This window comes from Fulvivirga sp. M361 (assembly GCF_007097395.1).
Lineage (GTDB): Bacteria > Bacteroidota > Bacteroidia > Cytophagales > Cyclobacteriaceae > Fulvivirga.
The window spans coordinates 26,395-45,896 of record NZ_VKDC01000018.1 but is presented as its reverse complement, the minus strand read 5'-3'; the positions used below and the strand labels follow the sequence as shown (position 1 = coordinate 45,896).

Here is a 19,502-nt window from a genome sequence, read left to right as displayed (position 1 = left end):
ATGTACATTACTCATGTTCATTCCATTACAGCGTGCTTTTAAAATCTTGCCGTATAAAAGTACAGTGATGTAACTCATTATTAGCTTATACTCATTAGATTAGCTGTGCTTCATGTATATCTTCAAACGCTTCAATGTCTATGAATCTTAAGAACCTTGCTTACTTCTTCATCACCTCCATTTCCATTGTGGTTATACTCATTTTTGGAAAAAGCCTCCTTATACCCTTTGTATTTGCTTTGCTTTTATGGTTTGTAATGCGAAAGATCCGTCTGGTTCTGGACAAAGTCCGGTTCGTTAAAAATAAGTTTCCGGCATGGGCGAAAAACCTGATTGCATCCGCACTTTTACTCACCATCTTAGCTTTTGCCTCCCAGGTAATATCGTCCAACATTAAAGCATTAGCACAGTCTTACAAGAAGTATGAAGTGAATCTTGACGCGTTGATGAACGACATGAATGACATATTGAATCTGGATATTATGGAAATGATCGAGGAGCATTCCGGCGATTTCGACCTTGGAGCTGCTCTGGGACTAATTTTCAATTCGTTGACCGATATATTGAGCAACGCCTTTATGATCATTCTTTACGCCTTATTCATTTTTCTGGAGCAAACCTATTTCCGGATCAAGTTGAAGAATTTATTTACAGATGCTGATCGCTTTGACAAAGTATCCGGTATCCTGGGCAAAATAGAATTGTCAATTACAAAATACCTGGGGCTTAAAACATTTGTGAGTTTGTTGACCGGCCTGTTAAGCTATGTCGTATTGGTTATTATCGGTATTGATTCTCCTGTATTCTGGGCTTTTCTCATCTTTGTATTGAATTTCATTCCCACCATTGGATCACTGATCGGAACATTATTTCCAGCTGCGTTTTGTCTGCTGCAATTTGGCGAATTCACACCGGGCTTAATGGTTTTACTGTTTGTAGGTGCAATACAAATTATTGTAGGTAATATCATAGAACCCAAGTTGATGGGCACTTCTATGAATATAAGCTCATTGGTAACGATCATAGCATTGTCATTTTGGGGCGCTATTTGGGGTGTGACCGGTATGATCCTAAGTGTTCCTATTACCGTGATTATGGTGATTGTATTTTCGCAATTTCCTGCGACAAAACCCATTGCGATAGCGCTATCTGAAAAAGGAGAAACAGATTGAATGTACCCATGCAACAGTCTAAATTGCCCGACAGGTATTCCGGCTTATTGGTTTACTGACTCTTTTTTAATCGACACAACCAGCGTGAAACAGGTGTCATAAAGTTTTCTCGTTATCGCCGTATTTATGCGAATGAATGCGCATGTTTCTTCTTACAGATAGCCCTGTTTCGTTGATTTATAGATGAATGAGGTCAGTTTTATTGACCATAAAATACAATATCAAATGCTGCTGAGTGGACTCGGTAATACACGGTGACCTGTTGTAAATGAAGTTATTTTATTGTATATTGGTAAACCAATTTTTGGTCGACCAATTCGTTCTGCAGACATACATTTTAAAGTAATGTTCACAACACGGTTTACTAATAATTATGCAATCAATCCAACAAACCAATGGTGTGCAGAACCTCAAAGGTACCTGCACATGTAATGACACGCCCGGACCGGTAAGGTCTTTTACCCGGTATAACATGCTTCTGTCATTTGGCCTGCTCCTATTTTCAACAAATACGATTTTTGCCACAGACTTTACGGTTAACTCAGCCAGTCAATTCAATGCATTGAGCTTATCACCAGGGGACGTAGTCACGTGGATAAATGGTACCTATAGCAATGATCAGAGGATAAATTTCACAGCAAATGGTACTGCGGGTAGTCCCATCATATTACGGGCACAGACACCCGGCGGGGTCATTTTTACAGGAGAAACCACCATGGACATTTCCGGGGATCATGTGATCATAGAAGGCTTCTACTGGAAGGAAGGGTCCGCCGCCAATAATCATGTTCAGTTCAGGAAAAATAGTGTATATGCCAATCATTCTACGATCAGAAATTGCGCGTTTAACAACCTAACACCCAGCGGAACGGATAAACACCGTTGGATTGTACTATACGGTACTAACAACGTGGTGGAAAACTGTTCCTTTCTGAATAAAAACAGCCCGGGGGCTTTGGTTTTAGTGGAACTGGAATACAATGACTTCAACCCTGTCGGGCATCAGATCAGGAACAATTATTTCTACAATTTCATAAAAAGAGTTTCCGGGACAACACATGCCGGTGACAGTGAAACGATACGTGTGGGAACCAGCGAGTTCCAGGATAAAAGTGCCAGTGTCACGGTGGAAGGAAATTACTTCTTCAAAGCGGATGGAGAAAATGAGATTATAACCAACAAAAGCGCCAATAACATATACCGAAACAATACCTTTCGCAGATGTCGTGGTTCCCTGGTATTACGACATGGCGCCGGTGCCACAATAGACGGTAATTTCTTCCTGGGAGAGAATGTTGAAGGAACAGGAGGCATACGTATATCGGATAGCTTCCATGTCATTACCAATAACTATATCCAAGACGTTATCAGCACTGGCGATAAGTGGAATAATCCCATTACCCTCGTCGGTGGCTCAGCAGCATCCGGAGGGACATCCAATGGCTATCAAAGGGTAGACGACATAGTAGTGGCTTTCAACACCATTTACAATTCTGAATCACCGATATACTATAATGACCGATCCAGTTATGACCCCAGAGGCGTGTTAGCTTACAATGCAATTTACACCACACGGTCTGACATTGTTACAGGTGATATTTCAGGGACCGGACAGGGAATGCAGTATGTGGGGAATATCGCAGGGGGTTCCGCTATCGGTATTTCTTCTTCCGGAATAACTAATGCAAATGCTAACTTCTCAGCAAGTGGAGAGATCTTTAAACCCAGCAGTTCCGGGCCTGCGGCCAATGCCGCGGGCAGTGATTACAGCGCCACTGTAAACTTTGATATTGAAGGTCGCTCACGCCCCAATAGTGACATGGACATCGGTGCACATGAGGTTTCCGGGGGAAGCGGAAGTGTGGTGTTTTCACCATTTACAAACAGCCAGGTAGGCACAGAGGTAGGAGCATGTTTCTTAGATGCTACCGGTGGCACGTTAAGCATCTGTGCGATAGGTTCTTCCGTGGTTCTATCAGTTTCACCTTTAAGTGATTTCACGTCATTCTCCGGGAGCAAAACGATCACGATATCGTCCAACGTAAGTTGGTCGGTGACGAATGATCAATCGTGGATAAGTGTTAGTCCCACCTCCGGGTCTGATAACGGCAGTGTTATGGTCACTGTGACGGCCAACAGCAGTGGTACAGACAGGTCAGGCGTAGTAACTGTCACAGGAGGTTCCTTAACGAGAACCGTTACGGTAACTCAGGCAAGATTCATCGCTCCTGTAGCGGTAACCGATGTATCATTATTACCAGCAAATATTTCATTAGCGCCGGGTGGAACACAACAACTTATATCCACGGTTAGTCCATCAAATGCGACTGATCAAAGTGTAAGCTTCAGCAGCAACAATACATCCATAGCCACTGTAAGTTCAAGTGGCCTCGTCACTGCCCAGAGTGTAGGGTCAGCCACGCTCACTGTCACCACCGCCGACGGTGGATTTACGGATAGCAGTATCATCACGGTCACAGCTCCGTCATCGGGCACCAACCTCGCCTTAAATAAGACAATAACGGCTACAGGGACTGCTGATGCCGATAATGTTCCTGCAAATTTAATCGATGGGGCTACGGCTACGCGTTGGTCATCGTCAGGTTTTCCCAAATCTGCCGTAGTCGATCTTGGAGCACTATTTAATGTAGAAAGGACCGAATTGGTTTGTTATAATGACCGCGCCTATCAGTATGTTGTTGAAGCTGCCACTACTTCAGGCGGAACTTACACTCAGATCGTGGATAGAAGTGCCAACACCACACAAGGAACGGCCACCAGCCCAATAATAGATACTTTTTCACCTGTTAATGCCCGTTACATTCGTATTACAGTATCAGGGGCTTCCGATTACTCCGGCAGTTGGGTGAGCCTGAATGAATTCAGGGTATTTGGTGAATCAGACCAGACCACCATTGCCGTAACAGGAGTGTCATTATCACCGGTTAATGTCTCATTAGCGGTTGGCGAAACACAGCAACTCACGGCGGCCATTAGTCCGTCCAATGCGACTGATCAAACGGTAAACTACAGTAGCAACAACACTTCCGTGGCAACCGTGAGTTCCAATGGCCTGGTAACTGCTCAAAGCGCAGGGTCAGCTACGGTGACTGTTACGACCACTGACGGTGGTTTTACGGATATAAGTTCTATTACTGTAACCACAACAACCCCTGATGCCACGAATGTTGCTTTGAATAAGCCTGTGAGTCCATCAAGCGAGCAATCTACCCATCCCGGTTCCAATGTGGTGGATGGAGATGTTGATTCACGCTGGTCAGCATCAGGGTTCCCACAGTCTTTAGTGGTTGATCTTGGAGCAGATCATATCATAAGCAGTGCAGCATTAATATGCTACAATGACAGGGCGTATCAATATAGTATTGAATCAGCCACCAGTTCCGCCGGTCCATATACTCAGATCGTAGACAGAAGTAATAATACTACCAATGGGTCTAACAACTCACCCATATCAGATACTTTTGCAGACGTTAACGCCAGGTATGTGAGAATTACGGTCACCGGGGCGAGTGGATATAGCGGACCATGGATTAGCCTGGATGAACTACGAATATTTGGATATGTTTCTACTTCTCCCCCTGATGTTACGATAACAGCACTTGAACCACCCCTCTCCCATACAGAAGAATTAGCAAGTCTTAAGACCGTGTATTTTTATCCTAATCCTGCCAATGGCAGTGTGAGTATAAGAAATGCAGATAATTATCAATCCGTCCTGGTTTTTGATCAGACAGGAAGGTCTGTAATGGATCAGCCGCTCAATGATTCAGCATACGAAGTTGAACTGTCAGCGTTGGTTCCCGGAGTTTATATTTTCAAACTGGTAGGAAAAGATAAAACCCTCATTGAAAGAATTATAAAGCAATAGCGTTCGTTTTTTGGTATGTAGTTAAGCAGGCAGAGGTTTCCTTTGCCTGTTAATTGAGGTTGGATCTGCATAGTTCTATTGCCTATTGTTGAAATAGTTCATCTGCTCTTTAGTAGACCTACATGCAGGCATAGGTCTTATTTATGAATTTCCAATTTCAGCAAACTTACAGCACTTTAATAGTGTCAATTTATATAAATTTGTATATATTTATTTATACAAAAAACGCTTAACCCCTAAATAAATCATTATGAAAGACTTAAGTAAAAAATTAAGTTTAAGGAAGTCAACTATTACGAATTTGACTAAATCTCAAATGTTCGCCACACGTGGAGGTAATGACTCCGATGATTCAACAGGTAGAACAAAGACCTCAAGGTGTTCTAACAACAGACCTACTTGTTGTGCTTGCTCCCCTTGTGATAGTGATGATGACAGTGATTAGTAACTCATTGAGGGAGGTGATTCCTCCCTCTATTCATTCTATTACTGTTTTTAACCATTCCAGAAGCGATCTTTTAACAAAACAGGAGTAACTCCTATCTGCCGAAATCAAAATGCCGCTTTTATTAACCAAAAGGTAATTATCTCCTTTCTTTTCTTTGACATTGAATTCCAACTGACTTTCCATATCCTTTAAAGAGAGGATCATGTTTTCCATTAAATATTCATCCGTTTCTATAGAAACATATCCTGTACTATTCATTTTGACCTTACAATCAATTTCTTCATAGAAGTAAATATGCTTTAATCCAATGAAAAAAATTACTATAATCAATAATACGGCACTGTATGTAGCATAAACCCATTTAAATGAAATCGACTCTTTATTTTTTAAGCTTTGCATTCCTTTTTATTTCGTATCTGTATAGCTGAAAGAGATAGTCATAAATAGCCAATTCAATTAACGGTTGGTGGACTTTGAACATTCTATTTATTGACATGTGGATATGACTTCCAATAATATTTTTAAACTCGACTTGGAAATCATGTTTATTAAGGAAAAGCAGATCTATACTATGTATTCGTTCTTCCAAAATTAAGCGAATATCTGCTGGCAAATCATTCGTTAGAGATTCTAAAGTTTTATTGTGAAAATTTTTCCGGAAGAGTTTAGAACTCGATTTATTAAAACTTTGTCTATTAATATCAAGATCTCTTATCATTTCATCTTTCGCTTGCTTACAGAATTCTATCTTGTATGTCGTCGTATCGAATCCCGTATTAGTTAACAAATGATCAATTGCAATCATAATTGAAATTATTTTGAACAAGTCCTGACTGTCTTCATATTTATGTACTTCAGTTAATATGTTAAGAACATAATGACTGTCAATTGAAAATAGCGACTCTGATTCTGTAATTTCATTACCATACCTTTCTAACTCCCGGGAATAAGAATGGATCGAAACATTGCTCACCAGACGGTGCACTTGGGAGTCTGCCATGAAGGAATTAAAGGTGTTCATCGCCTTTTCTCTATGATTATGAGTATACTTTAGCCTCAATCGTAAGTGATATTGAGGGTCAGCATACCTAATAAAAAACCATTTCTCAATGCTGTTTTCATCCGTTAATCTTCTAATCAAAGGTTCGATTACTTTAACAAGTAACTGATTACTTGAGATCTCAGAACAATAAATTTTATAAAACAGCCACTCTACTCCGGGATTGAACGTTCTAGTAATCCTCTTCTCCACCTTTTTATTTGCAGGCCGAAAAGGTATTTCATTTTTGACTTTGGTAAAAAAGGGTACTATTAGCTCATTCCTATACACCCTTCCGGCAGAATCTTTTATAAGGTTAGATTCCGGGAAGTGTTCTTCCATTATGAGGTAGTTATTTCGTTTGTATTCTTTAAACAAAATTATTGATGCGACCTGTAAGCTACGGTTTACGAGTAATTTCGTATCACTATTTGCAACTACTATTTCCTCAGGTAATTTATACTTGATACTAAACTGGTTGAACTTGTCTTCCCAATCTGTAAAACCTATACATAAATCCGTGAAATTCCATCTGGCCGCACTTAGTACGACCTTTTTAAATTTTACACGTGGCAAAACCGGAAAACTTACAAAAGTTCCCCAATTCCAACCTAATTCAATAAGGTTTGCCTGGAATTGAAGTGCACACAGGAAATGATAATGTGGTGTAGTGTATTCCGTAAAATTGTGCGCGGTGGTCAATCGTGGCTCAACAAACTTTTTTAAGTTTTTACTTCTCAAAAAAACCCTGTCGTCATTGACCGATACCATCAAATCAGATAGAGGAATGACCTTATCATGAAAAAAACCAGGACTTACAATGGGGATTTCATACCCATCATGGTTGGAGTGGATGAGAATATTTCCAATTCTGTTGTTCACTAAGTGATTTATTTCTGCTATGACAAATTCTGTGGACTGCTGATCGTATTTTTGGACCTGATTACAAAATTGTGAAAGAGATTCTGTCATAAATCCAAACCTGGCTATCAATTGTGAAGCTGAGGGTCCGGTTGTTATATCATGAAGTAAGGTATCACTTCCGTCAAGCTCCACCAACGTACAGAGGGAGTACAGCGAACTTGGAAAAGTTGGTGAATTCGCGTCTGATTCAAGGTCATAATCAGTAAATACAATTTCGTATTCATTGTTTTGGAGTGTATCAATCAGTTTTTCTTGAAGTCGTTTAAAAATAGTGTCATTAAGAACATAATCTACTGATTTATTCTCACTCCTCGTGTTGCTTGCATAGTTTAAATGGGTAAGGAAAATATTATCATCTTTAATTCTTGGTTTATCAATAGGAAAGCCTATACCATAGTCTGGATCTAAGACCTCAAGTAATGGCACCTCCTGCTCATCATACTTTTCTACAAATTTTTTCTTAAATCGATTTAAATCCTTTGAGTCATACAATCTAGGATTATTAATTTTTGATAAGAAAATGATTGCTTCGGATAGCTCTCCGATCCGTTTTTTATCAATTTCACCTTTGATCAGAGGTTTGTATAAATCGAGCTGAATGAAATTGTTTTCATCAAATTCTACATTAAGTACACGTAATTTATCTTGTATTTCTTTGTATCGCTCTACATTCGCGTTACTTTCAACACCTATTTGATTTAAAAGTTCTTTAATTTTTTTGTAGTCGGGAATAGCTGATTTCAATTTACTAAACGTAGCATTTGTAATCACACTGGGTTCCAAATTGCTAATCAATATTTTACTATCAATAGTACTTTTAATATACTCGTAGGCGGTACTTTCTTCAATTCCAGTATCAACTATAGTTTTCACCAGACCTGCAAGAGTTTTACCTGTCGATGCCTGATCCAGTATGAGCTCAATGTATTCATCTTTTTCTATCGACGCCAGCATGTATTCTCTATACACTTTTTTTTCCTGGTACTCCACATATCTCAGTGTTTTTCCTGTATCATAAATTGTATTATTTGGAAAGTAAAGAGTATCATTTGAATATTTGTACTTATCAATTATTGCACAGAGCACGTGCATATCGAGGCGTACTTGTCTCAGCCAGTCCTTCGGACTAGATAAAATAATTTCTGTACAAGTAGTCACTTCTAATTCCGATACACCTCCGAAAAGACCATAAGGAGTGGCTCTGTAAGCCATTCTTATCAGGTACTTCAATAAAGTGGTTTTGAAAAGCTCATCAACCTTATCATTTTGCTTAAGATCTGTGATGCGTTTGTGGAGTAAGGGGTTAGCGATGAATATCGATTCCAAAATCAGACTATCATTCTTAATAAAGTCTAAAATGATATCAATTGATAAATTATGTAGCTTTTTCAGGACAGATGACTCAACCAGTGGAGTTCTCAAAAAAACTTTCTCTGAAGGTATTAACTTTGCGTCATTCATATATCTAAGAGAAACACTTTATCCCAGTTCTGGCAATTGACATGTAATTTTGCCAAAAGGACTAAACCAATCCCTGAAATACCCTCAAGAATTGTCAGGTCATCATTCCATTCTAACTCGTCCTGTTCGTTATAGGAATAAAATGAAAACCTATTGGACATCTTAAGTCTTAGTTCAGAGAACTGCTTGAACCAGTAATGCTGAGCCGTCTGAATTTTTTTATCTTTGAAATAGCTAAATAGCTTCATAAACATATATGAATTACCGGCTGAACCATGGCAAAAGCAGGCTTCATGATATTCTTTTGAATGAAAAATCAGAGAATCTTTCATATCTCTTGTAGCTGCATTAAGAACGAGTTCATAGGCCTCTTCGATCAGTGAGTTATCATTTAATAATTCCCCGGCTTTGATGAATGAAAATGCGATCCCTAAATCTCCATAACACCAGCTTAGTGCACTTTTTTGAGGGAGTGTTATTCTGTCGCTAATAATACTTGGGTAATATGAACCAAAGCTGACATCTTGTTTATAATGCCTGATCCAGGATATAGTTTTTTGAATTAGGACTATCACCTTTTCCTTATTTTCGATGTATTCAAAAGCGGAACAAAGAAAACTGACAATACTTGGCGACCCATGGGCCATTCCCAGGTTGTATTCAGGTATGTCAGTATCAATTGGTTTGAAAAAGTCAGGCCACTTTATACCAAATTCATCTTTTTGGTGAATCATTTCAAGCCCTCCAATGAATTCATTCAAGGCTAGTGTTGTCATTGCGTTCTTTCTTTCTACAAAGTATAAGGCGCAACCAATGGATCCTGCAAATAGATCATAGTTCTGTTCTTCGTTGGCAGCAATGAGACTCTCAAATATAACTTCATCTATTTCGTCCAAAAATGAAATATCGCCTCTCGATAAAATGCCTTCATTATTTAAGAATTGAGTGAGCCAGGCCACTCCAATAAAACCGTACCCGAAAGTTGACTTGCTTTTGTTATTATGAGCAAAGTGTTCTATGGCTTGCTGCAAAAGCTCTATTGCTCTTGCAAGATATTTCTGCTGATTAGTTGCCCTTCCGTAATAAATCAAATATAAAATTGCACCGCCGCTTCCATTAATAAGGGAATGATCCTTAAAACCTTTAAGGTTTTCTGCTAAACTCTTTAGATAAATGTCTATATTTTCCATTAAACAATTTCCAGCGGTAGATGAAAGCCTTGAATCCAACAAGGAGGCGTTTTGGACATACCTGAAAGAATGGTTAGATAAATTCCTATTGAGCCGTTGGCCAATGAATGATCCCTGATCCATTTTCTGGCATAAGGATCAAAATAATTTTTTTCCTGAATTAATTTGATCAAGGCATTGTAACAACTTAAAGCCAATTCTTTCGCCAGAGGGACTTTTGTCTGCTGATAAAAGTAGTTGTACGATAATAATGCCCCAGAGTAACCATAAAGTAAACCTTGATTATGCAGCGGGCCGTCGTGATCCCTCATCACTGACAAGCTATGTTGCAACGCGGATCGTTCCAAAATTTTTGATGATTGGATCTCCAGCTCTTTTTGATCAAACTTCAGACCACTTAAAAGAAAAATAATCATGATTGACAACTCACTGGAACTCCATAGCCGAGAAGATGGTATATATATCCCATCCTTATTAATTTCTTCCGGATAAAAAGTGTTTGTAAAATTAAAATCGGATTTGAGCCTAAACATCCATCCACAACTCGAGAGGATCAGCTCTTTACATACCTCAGGTTTTATATCGGCTTGATGACATCTATAAAGAAAGCTTAAAATCCCACATACACCGTAATGAAAACCAAGCGAATATTCCAGCTCAGAGGTATTACGATTCTTCATACCTACATAATCAGGCCAGGTAACACCTGATGCGGTCAAGATTGACCGTTCCTTAATTTTCAGCACGATTGACTCAAGCAGCAACTTCGGAACAACCCTTTTTTCAAGAAGATATAACCCTATTCCAAGCAATCCATAGTGAATATCCAAGGGCAACTCATTAATTTTTTGTTGTATCAACAAATGGCATACCTCATCAATATTTTTTGTCCATTCTTCTAAAAAACTAAAAGTTTTGCAATCCTCTTTAATAAGGCAATTGATGCACCAGCCCAGTCCTATAATGCCTGCATAAAAATTCAATGGATACCTGTTATCCTCAAAATCGTCAATGCTCTCTTCCAACAACTGCTCGACTCTAAGCATATAATTATCATTTTGACTAGATTTATACGCATAGTAATTTAAAAGGATCAAACCCGATTTTCCATCAAATAATGAGTGATCTTGAGAATGAGCCAGAGCAAGGTCAACTGTCGAAATTTCTCTTTCTAAAAATGTCACATCAAAAGGCAGAATAGGCTCCCAACTCATATCACATTTCATTTTTAAGTGTATCAGTAATACGATGCCTGATCGCGAAGAGTATTATCCAAAAAACAAAAACAATGAAACACAAGATCAGGCTACCAGCAATCGTCATAGGAAACAAAATATGGTTGATAGCATCAGCAAATTTTTGTAGCCATCTGTCCAGCAGGTAGTAACTGACAAGCGTTCCTAACACAGTCGCCGACACTACGATGTTCAAGTATTCTTTTAAGAGGTTGTAAAGGAGGTCGGTAAACACTGCCCCCAACGTAACACGCACTGCCATCTCTTTCATTTTTTTACTTAATGTGTGAGTAGTCATACCAATTAGCCCTCCAAGGGAAATCACCAAGATGACTACTGCCAAAATAAATAGTATTGTGATGAATCTTTCTTCGGTGTGGTATTGCTTACGATAAAATTCATCAAAGTAGAAATAGGAAAATGCACTTTCAGGCGCCAGTTCCTTCCATTTTATTTTTATGTAATCAATGAGGTCTTTATTCAAAAGTCCTTTTGGTTTTATCACAAAATATCCCCAAAAATCTATGTCCAACATAAATAAAACAGGCTCAATGTTACTCTTTGAGGATTCATGATGATAATTTCTGACTATTCCTATCACCCTATGAGTTCCATATGGGGTGGTTATCAATTCGTCTAACGCGTCTTCTTCCTTCTCAAAACCAAGACGGACAGCTGCTGCTTCATTAATAATGACATTTCCTTCATCTGCCGCTATTGAGTAGTCAAAGTTTCTACCGCTTACAAGCTTCAAATTAAAAGTCTCAAAGAATTCATCATCAATTAAAATAAAGTAAAACAATTCGGGACTGAATTGATCTTCTTTATCTAGTTTAACCTTATTCTGAAAATAATCAACTATTCGTTCTCCGGGTATGCTCGATGCTATGCTAATATTATCAACACCGGAATAAGATTTGAGATGATTCTTGAAGATGTCAATATCATTCAAATAAGAATCTGAAGTAACATTTGGCGGCTCAAGTATTAAATAATTCTTAGTAGAAATTTGGGCATCACCTTGAATCACAAAACGATATTGTAAATAAACTACCAGGAGTATTTGAACAACTAATAATACAAGAAAGGCCTGTCCACCCAGTAAGTACTTGCGTAGTTGATAATTCGTAAAGAGCTTTTTATCTCCACCTTGAAGAGCGCTTATCGACTTAATTTTAACAAAGGCAATGCTAGATACAAGCCATGTTACTGTTATTCCAAAAATATAGATGGCGGTAAATTGTAATATACCGTTGATATGGACTATATCTTGCAACCTCCCGTCAAAATCCAGCCAATTTAATATGTTGTCAGCGTAGAGATAAAAGCTAACTATTGTCAGAGCAATGGTGATCAAGCTAAAAAAAACAGCTTCCAGAAAAAAGATACTGCATATCCCAAAAGAAGAAGAACCCAGTATCTTTCTCATGCCTATCTCTTTCATCCTCCCGATGGTCCTTGAGGCATTGATGTTTAAAAGGTTGAATAGTGCAACCAGTAAAACGATTAAAGAAATTATCATGTAATAGTATGGAACGCGTTTATCAATTTTGTCCGGAAGATTATCAGTGATAGTAGATAAGAAGATTTCATCCAGCTTTTGAAGGAATAAAGTGGTTTGAATGATGAGTCCTTTATTGATTGCCTCTTCATTTTCTTTAACAATTTGCTCGATTTGACTTTCAATCAGATCAGGTGTTGTTGTACTTAAATAACAATATACATTGTTCCAAGACCAACTGGTGTTAAAATGCTTCAGGTTGCTAAAAGTGCTGTATGAAAAGAGAGCATCAATCTTAATATGACTACTTTTGGGCAGATCCTGGAATACAGCTTTAACCACATACTCTTCATCATTGAGTCTAATCACTTTACTTATTGGGCTAACCTTTTGAAAGTATTTCTCCGCCAAAGAGCGTGATATTATTGCTGAATTCGGGTCTACCAAGGGTTCCTTGACATTGCCACTCGCTATTTTAAGATCGAGCAAATCAACAATTTCGTCATCGGCATTGTAAATATTGAACTCATTAAATCGTACGTCATCATAAGACAAGGTCCCCTGCCTTTTAAAGATACGTCCTATTTTATTTACACCTGGTAGAGTTTCCTCTATGACAGTTTTGATTCTCGGAAATACAAAAGCGCTACTCAGTTCTATCTCACCGTTTTTATGCACCGCTCTGACCAATCGAAATACATTTTCTCTATTTTTATTATGACTCTCATAATTGGATAAATAGGCCCCATATTGGTAGCTAAAGAAAGATGTCCCCAAAGCTAAAGACATCATAACGATACTCAGGATATTAAGTGAGTAGTCTTTCCTATACGATCTGATGAGTGAATAAAAATAATTTCTGAACATTGCTTAAAGTTATGATACAAGTTCCAATTGGTTTTTAACCAGGTTAAAATAATATCCACTCTGTTGGACCAACTGAGTATGTGTCCCGGATTCTACCAACTGCCCTTTTTCAAGAACTAGTATATGGTCTGCATTTTTAACTGTACTGAGCCGATGGGCAATAACGACTACCGTTTTGTTTTTGAAAAACATCTGTAGATTGTTATAGATTATACGCTCATTATTTGTATCCAGTGCGGATGTCGCCTCATCCAGAAAAAAATACTTCGGATTCTTATAAACTGCCCTTGCAATAAGTATGCGTTGTTTCTGTCCTTGGCTCAAGCCAGAACCATCCATGCCTACCATAGTCATTTCTTTTTTGGGAAGACGTTCAATAAACTCATTTGCATTAGAGATTTTCATGGCATATTCAAGTCGTTGTTGATCCACAATGTCTGATGCCAAACATATATTACCCTTAATACTGTCAGAAAAAATATATCCATCCTGCATTACAACTCCACACTGTTCCCTCCAGTATTTACTGGAAATGTCATCAAGATCCACTGCTCCCACCATTAACCTACCTTGATTTGGCTGATAAAATTTCAATAGTAACTTCATTAGAGTTGTTTTTCCACTTCCGCTTGTGCCCACAATTGCGGTCGTTTTGGCAAAAGGTAAATGAGCCGAAATGTTTGAAAGCACTTTTGGAGAATGAGGCCCTTCATAATGGAAATCGATACTTTCTACACTAATTGATGCTTCAGGTTCTATTTCAGCAATCTGTGCAGAAAATTCTTCATCAGGCATATTCTTAACTTCTTCAATTCTGGATATACTTAGCATTGCATCTTGTAACTCCTGAAAGAATGCCAATAATGAAGTAAGAGGGGCATTTAATTGACCAATAATGTACTGTACAGAGATCATCATTCCCAATGTCATATCACCTTGAACCACTGCCCTTGCTGAAATAAAAGTGATTAAAATATTTTTTAGCTGATTTATCAAACCACCTCCTAGCTCTTGAAATTGACGATACTTATTCCCTTCTATATTCACATCCGCAATATCTTCTTGATTTTCTACCCATTTTTTTTCTTTTCTTTCTTGAGCAGAGTTCATCTTGATTTCGGTCATGCCTACAATTATTTGAATCAGAGCACTCTGATTTTTGGCATTTAACCCAAATTTTTGGATGTCAAATTCCTTTCTCTTTTTTAAGAAAAGCCAGATATAAATGACATAACCAATACTCATGATAAGAAAGATCCAAAAGATCAAAATGTTGTAGGAAATAAGTACCAGGCTAAAAATGAGTAAATTAACAACAGAGAATAACACATTTAGAGAGGAGGTGCTAATGAACCTTTCTATTCTCGCATGATCCTCTATTCTCATGAGAATATCACCCGCTAGTTTTGAATCGAAATAGCTAAGAGGTAACCGCATCAATTTAGATAAAAACTCCTTTATAATGGTAATATTCACACGAGCGCTCATAAATATGAGTACCCATCTTCTAATCGCCTCTCCAAGTATTTGCCCAATAAACAATAGCAATTGGCCCAGACCTAATAAGTAAATAAGTCCTAAGTCTTGTTTTTTAATCCCAATATCAACGAGCGCTTGAGTCAAGAATGGAAAGATCAATTGTATAATACTACCTAATATCAAGCCTATAGTAAGTATCAAAAGATACCGCTTAAACTCTTTCAAGTAGCTTAATAAAGCCCTTGAACTGTCCTGTTTATCACTACTCTTTATGAACTCAGCAGATGTGCTTAATAGAAGTACTAAACCATTTGTATCCCTTTCGTCAGCCCAGTGATGCAAAAAATCCTTTTCGTTGTATTTTACCCGTCCACCTCGTGGATCAGCAACATAGATTTTCCCTTGATGAAATTTGTATACAACCACAAAGTGGTTGTTATCCCAATGTGCAATACACGGTAAAAACCTTTGATTTTTTAAATCTTCCAAGCATAGTTTAAAGCCGTCAGCTGACAAACCGAACTCATAAGCTGTTTCTTTCAAATTCAGAAGGGTGGTTCCATCCCTGGACAAAAAAGTGCTATCCTTAATCCTGGATAATGGAACGTTTTTGCCATAGTACTTCAACACCATAGCCAAACAAGCTGGTCCACAGTCAGTCAACTCGCTTTGTCTTACCAATGGGAATTTTGCTCTAAACATGACCTTTACAAATTTTAGAATTTTGCTAAAGCCTATAAAAATCGCTTGTTAAGAATACCGTCTTTGAAGAGTAATTTTTAGGGGTGATTTGCATTGTCAAACTTTTGAATAATCTTAAAAATACAGCATTCACTTCAGACTATCTGTTTAATGTAACTATTTATCATAATTATTAAATTACAAATTGTAAAATAACTAAATAGACTGGATTTAAGTCTTTAACAATGTGCTGATTCTCTGATAATTTTAAAAATCTTAAAAAACTCAATCATTGGTTCCGGGAGTTTATATTTTTAAACTAACAGGAAAAAACAAAACAATAATTGAAAGGATAATAAAGCAATAGTGTTCACTTTCCAGTATGCAATTAAGCAGGCAGAGGTTTCCTTTGCTTGTTTTTTTGCAAAGCCAGATCTATGTTGTACTTCGCATGTTCTATATAAACTGCCCCTTTAATGGTTTAAATAAACATGGCCAATCAATAAAGTGTACATTTAAATCATTGTTATAAACTATTGATTATTAAATAGGTAGGATTTATAATTCATTTGAGTTAATTTATGAATCAACTTTTCACCTAAATAATTATAACATGCCTGTAACTAGATCTGAAAGCGGCACCAACTTAACGAATTGGATTGTCAATGTTGGTGATGGAAATTACAATGCTCCCGGAGAAGCCGCGGTGAACTCGGCTGACATTAGCACGGTCAATCAAACGGCAGAGTCGGTCGTTAAGGCCAATATTCTTAACAGACGCATCATGGCGCACAATATCACTTTTCACAGGATAACAGATCCCGATGCGCTGGTCGATACACATGTGGCTTCTTATGAATTTAAAGTGCCCTATACCATAGCCACTTCCAATACTGATTTCAATGGACAGACAGTGGAAGGAGGTCTCTTCGTATGGGATGGCCCTACTACGGAGTTAGATTATGGCCTGGCTTTCCAATGGATCATTAATCCCTTTGACCCGGATTACAAGGCTTTACGTTATTGGGATGGAAGCGGATGGCAGTCTCTCGGACAGGATTTGGAGCCGGACAACGACTATCATACGGCAGAATTTCAGTTGGATATTCCAAATGAAGAAGCCTACTTCAAACTTGATGGCACGAGTTTCGCTCAAAACATATTTTCTGAGACAACAAAAACAGGATTCGGTACTACGGTAGATGCACGGTTTCAGGCAGAGACCATCAGCATTTACCCCCCTGCAACAGGAACGATCCCGTCGCAGAAGGTGAACTTCAAAGATTGGAGTTGGGAATGGTCGAATGACAATCCAGCCTAGCTTATCAATAACATCGGGAATTCATGGCAGACCATTTTAGGAAACGCATGAATGAGAACGTTGATCAAAACAGATGAGTAAATCGGCCAAAAGGTTGGTTTACTCATTATCTTTTACTGTCACAACACTACATCTTAAAGCAATGAAAATCAACAATTAAAACACCAGCAACTCAACTCATTCCATTCAACGATAAGAGCCACATAATTCTATTTTTTCCATCTTGCCATTACCACAAATAACAAAAAGTATCAGTGAAAGCTTTTATGCTTCAATGTATAGGATCCCGGCAGCAGTTGACCCCAACCTTATTTCAGGCCGGAACCGGTCAGCAGCGTCATTTGCCAAATACAGGCCTTCATTTTTGAATCGGTAATTTCATTGCTATATTATTGAAATGTAACGGATTGTTTTTATACATTCGGCTTATCAACTATGCCACGAAAGGATGCCGTTGGCATGAACGAAACCACACGATCAAAACAAAAAGAATGAAAAAATTCATTTTTTGGCTTTTTTATCTTGCCGTCAGTTCTCCCATATTTGGTCAATCCCTCGTTATCGACAGCCTCAAAACGAGACTTCAGGAGACTGATTTATCCTCTTTTGAAAGGAAAGAACTTATTCTGACGATTGCCAAACGTCTCTCCAGAACGGAATTACCTGATGAGGCTATTGATTATTTGGATAAGGCGATCGAGATCAGGGATGAAACAGACTCTTTAGATCCCATAATCTACCAGGAATACACCCGGAATTATTACCTCAAAGGAGACTTTCTAAAAGCTCTGGAGCCGGTAGCTAAGTTGGAAAAGTTCGCTGTTTTGGAAGAAGAGCGTATCCATTCGGAAGCCCCGGATGGAATACCAACGGTTAATGAGCGCTTCAGTGCTGCCAATGCGTACACCTTGATCGGCGAAGTGTATCGAAAATTGGGTGATTTTGAAAAAGCGCTTCGTTATGCGTTAAAATCACAGAAACTGGCCGAGCGGCTCGGGAATCAAAAGGCACTGGCCAATAATTATAATAACATAGCTATTATTTACAAGCGCCTGGGTAACCTGGAAAAGGCAAAAGAGTTTTATTGGAAAGCCCTGCACCTGAATGAGGAGTTAAACAGACCCTTTAACATCGGATCAAATTATAATAACATTGGCCTTCTTTTGATAGAAGAAATGAAGTATGACAGTGCATTAATATACTATCAGGCAGCTTTAAAACTTATTGAATCAGCTTATGGAAGGGCCACCATATTCAACAATGTAGGGCACGCTTACTTCAATCTTCAGAGGTATGACTCAAGCGAATACTATCACAGAAAGGCATTCGATATTGAGATGAAAAACGGCTTTAAAGATCAAATGAGCCTGTCTATGATCAATATTGCAGGGTCCGTTAAAGAACTGGGACGATATAATGAAAGCATTCAACTGGCAGAGGAAGCCTACACCATAAATGAGCAGGAGAAAAACTACAATCTGTTAAATTCAGCTGCACTGGTACTTTCCAATGCGTATGAAAAAGCAGGAGATCTGAAAAACAGTTTATTCTATTTCAGAAAACATAAACAGTATCATGACAGTGTTTACAATGAGAACAAACAGAATGAGATACTAAACCTTCAATTAAAGTTTAATACGGCAGAGAAAGAACGAGAAAATGAGTTGCTGAGACAAAAAAATGAACTCAATAAAGCCCGGATCAAGCAGCAATACATAATAGGTATTGTTTTAGCGATCATATTACTTTTGTCCATTTGGATCCTTGGGCTTTCCATAAAGCGTAGTAAAACTAAACAAGAACTTACCGTTCAAAAGCTAAAAACGGAACAGATCCAAAAGGACTTCTTAGAAAAGGAACTAACCTTTAAAAACCGGGAGCTAACGAATTTTGCGCTTCAGATCGTAGAACGAAATGAGTTCATAGCTGACGTAACCCGGGAGATTGAAAAATGGTCTAAAAATGGATTAAGTGATGATGTGAAAGTGAAGGAGTTGGTGAAAAAGATCAAAGAAAATGAAAGTATTAACAGGGATCAGAAAGAGTTTGACGCCCATGTGAGCAGCATCTATGAATCTTTTTACAATAAACTCGAAGAAAACTATTCCGACCTTACCCGAAGTGAAAAAAGACTGGCGGTATTGCTCCGATTGAAGCTAAGCTCTAAAGAGATATCTTCCATCCTGGGCATATCCCCTAAAAGTGTGGATATGAGCCGGTATCGCTTACGAAAAAAGCTGGAGCTGACCAATGAAGACGATCTGGTAGAGATGCTTAATCAGCTCTAAGCTGCCT

At 38.3% G+C, this 19,502-nt stretch carries 12 protein-coding genes; 6 read left to right on the top strand and 6 right to left on the bottom strand.

From position 1 onward, the window contains the following. Nucleotides 1-140 precede the first annotated feature (140 nt). The 3 genes from FNH22_RS18630 to FNH22_RS32950 all read left to right on the top strand — a co-directional run bounded on the left by FNH22_RS18630 (nt 141) and on the right by FNH22_RS32950 (nt 5,506). Nucleotides 141-1,172, top strand: coding sequence for an AI-2E family transporter (locus tag FNH22_RS18630; protein WP_185154295.1), 1,032 nt, complete (start codon nt 141-143; stop codon nt 1,170-1,172). A gap of 373 nt (nt 1,173-1,545) precedes the next feature. After that, a complete protein-coding gene (locus tag FNH22_RS18625; protein WP_143399943.1) occupies nt 1,546-5,061 on the top strand; it encodes a chondroitinase-B domain-containing protein in 3,516 nt (1,171 codons plus the stop codon). 250 nt (nt 5,062-5,311) lie between these two features. Continuing rightward, a complete protein-coding gene (locus FNH22_RS32950) occupies nt 5,312-5,506 on the top strand; it encodes a class I lanthipeptide (RefSeq protein WP_221420304.1) in 195 nt (64 codons plus the stop codon). Nucleotides 5,507-5,539: 33 nt separating this feature from the next. Here the strand turns inward: FNH22_RS32950 and FNH22_RS18620 are convergent, their stop codons facing one another. From FNH22_RS18620 to FNH22_RS18595, 6 genes are read right to left on the bottom strand one after another with little or no spacing between them, the layout of a single operon-like run. Then, nucleotides 5,540-5,908, bottom strand: coding sequence for a hypothetical protein (locus FNH22_RS18620; protein WP_143399942.1), 369 nt, complete (start codon nt 5,906-5,908; stop codon nt 5,540-5,542). Next, nucleotides 5,889-8,933 (bottom strand): lantibiotic dehydratase, encoded by a 3,045-nt coding sequence (locus FNH22_RS18615; protein ID WP_143399941.1) that lies wholly within the window; start codon nt 8,931-8,933, stop codon nt 5,889-5,891. The genes FNH22_RS18620 and FNH22_RS18615 overlap by 20 nt, the downstream gene beginning before the upstream one ends. Beyond that, nucleotides 8,930-10,123, bottom strand: a complete 1,194-nt coding sequence (locus FNH22_RS18610) for a lanthionine synthetase LanC family protein (protein ID WP_185154294.1) — start codon at nt 10,121-10,123, stop codon at nt 8,930-8,932. The genes FNH22_RS18615 and FNH22_RS18610 overlap by 4 nt, the downstream gene beginning before the upstream one ends. After that, nucleotides 10,123-11,337, bottom strand: a complete 1,215-nt coding sequence (locus FNH22_RS18605) for a lanthionine synthetase LanC family protein (RefSeq protein WP_185154293.1) — start codon at nt 11,335-11,337, stop codon at nt 10,123-10,125. Before FNH22_RS18605 ends, FNH22_RS18610 begins: the two co-directional genes overlap by 1 nt. Nucleotide 11,338: 1 nt before the next feature. Then, a complete protein-coding gene (locus FNH22_RS18600; protein ID WP_143399938.1) occupies nt 11,339-13,726 on the bottom strand; it encodes an ABC transporter permease in 2,388 nt (795 codons plus the stop codon). 9 nt (nt 13,727-13,735) lie between these two features. After that, nucleotides 13,736-15,907, bottom strand: coding sequence for a peptidase domain-containing ABC transporter (locus FNH22_RS18595; RefSeq protein ID WP_143399937.1), 2,172 nt, complete (start codon nt 15,905-15,907; stop codon nt 13,736-13,738). Nucleotides 15,908-16,178: 271 nt separating this feature from the next. Here FNH22_RS18595 and FNH22_RS32945 point away from each other — a divergent pair, with 271 nt between their 5' ends. The 3 genes from FNH22_RS32945 to FNH22_RS18580 all read left to right on the top strand — a co-directional run bounded on the left by FNH22_RS32945 (nt 16,179) and on the right by FNH22_RS18580 (nt 19,495). Continuing rightward, on the top strand, nt 16,179-16,253 hold the full coding sequence (locus tag FNH22_RS32945; RefSeq protein WP_143400062.1) for a hypothetical protein: 75 nt from the start codon (nt 16,179-16,181) through the stop codon (nt 16,251-16,253). A 246-nt stretch (nt 16,254-16,499) separates the two neighbouring features. Beyond that, on the top strand, nt 16,500-17,207 hold the full coding sequence (locus FNH22_RS18585; RefSeq protein WP_143399936.1) for a hypothetical protein: 708 nt from the start codon (nt 16,500-16,502) through the stop codon (nt 17,205-17,207). Nucleotides 17,208-17,698: 491 nt separating this feature from the next. Continuing rightward, nucleotides 17,699-19,495: a tetratricopeptide repeat protein gene (locus FNH22_RS18580; RefSeq protein ID WP_143399935.1), complete on the top strand. Its 1,797-nt coding sequence runs from the start codon at nt 17,699-17,701 to the stop codon at nt 19,493-19,495. The last annotated feature ends 7 nt before the right edge of the window (nt 19,496-19,502 follow it).

Coding starts and splice junctions, on each gene's coding strand:
- FNH22_RS18630 (WP_185154295.1), top strand. CDS start 141: ATGAATCTTAAGAACCTTGCTTACTTCTTCATCACCTCCATTTCCATT.
- FNH22_RS18625 (WP_143399943.1), top strand. CDS start 1,546: ATGCAATCAATCCAACAAACCAATGGTGTGCAGAACCTCAAAGGTACC.
- FNH22_RS32950 (WP_221420304.1), top strand. CDS start 5,312: ATGAAAGACTTAAGTAAAAAATTAAGTTTAAGGAAGTCAACTATTACG.
- FNH22_RS18620 (WP_143399942.1), bottom strand. CDS start 5,908: ATGCAAAGCTTAAAAAATAAAGAGTCGATTTCATTTAAATGGGTTTAT.
- FNH22_RS18615 (WP_143399941.1), bottom strand. CDS start 8,933: ATGAATGACGCAAAGTTAATACCTTCAGAGAAAGTTTTTTTGAGAACT.
- FNH22_RS18610 (WP_185154294.1), bottom strand. CDS start 10,123: ATGGAAAATATAGACATTTATCTAAAGAGTTTAGCAGAAAACCTTAAA.
- FNH22_RS18605 (WP_185154293.1), bottom strand. CDS start 11,337: ATGAGTTGGGAGCCTATTCTGCCTTTTGATGTGACATTTTTAGAAAGA.
- FNH22_RS18600 (WP_143399938.1), bottom strand. CDS start 13,726: ATGTTCAGAAATTATTTTTATTCACTCATCAGATCGTATAGGAAAGAC.
- FNH22_RS18595 (WP_143399937.1), bottom strand. CDS start 15,907: ATGTTTAGAGCAAAATTCCCATTGGTAAGACAAAGCGAGTTGACTGAC.
- FNH22_RS18585 (WP_143399936.1), top strand. CDS start 16,500: ATGCCTGTAACTAGATCTGAAAGCGGCACCAACTTAACGAATTGGATT.
- FNH22_RS18580 (WP_143399935.1), top strand. CDS start 17,699: ATGAAAAAATTCATTTTTTGGCTTTTTTATCTTGCCGTCAGTTCTCCC.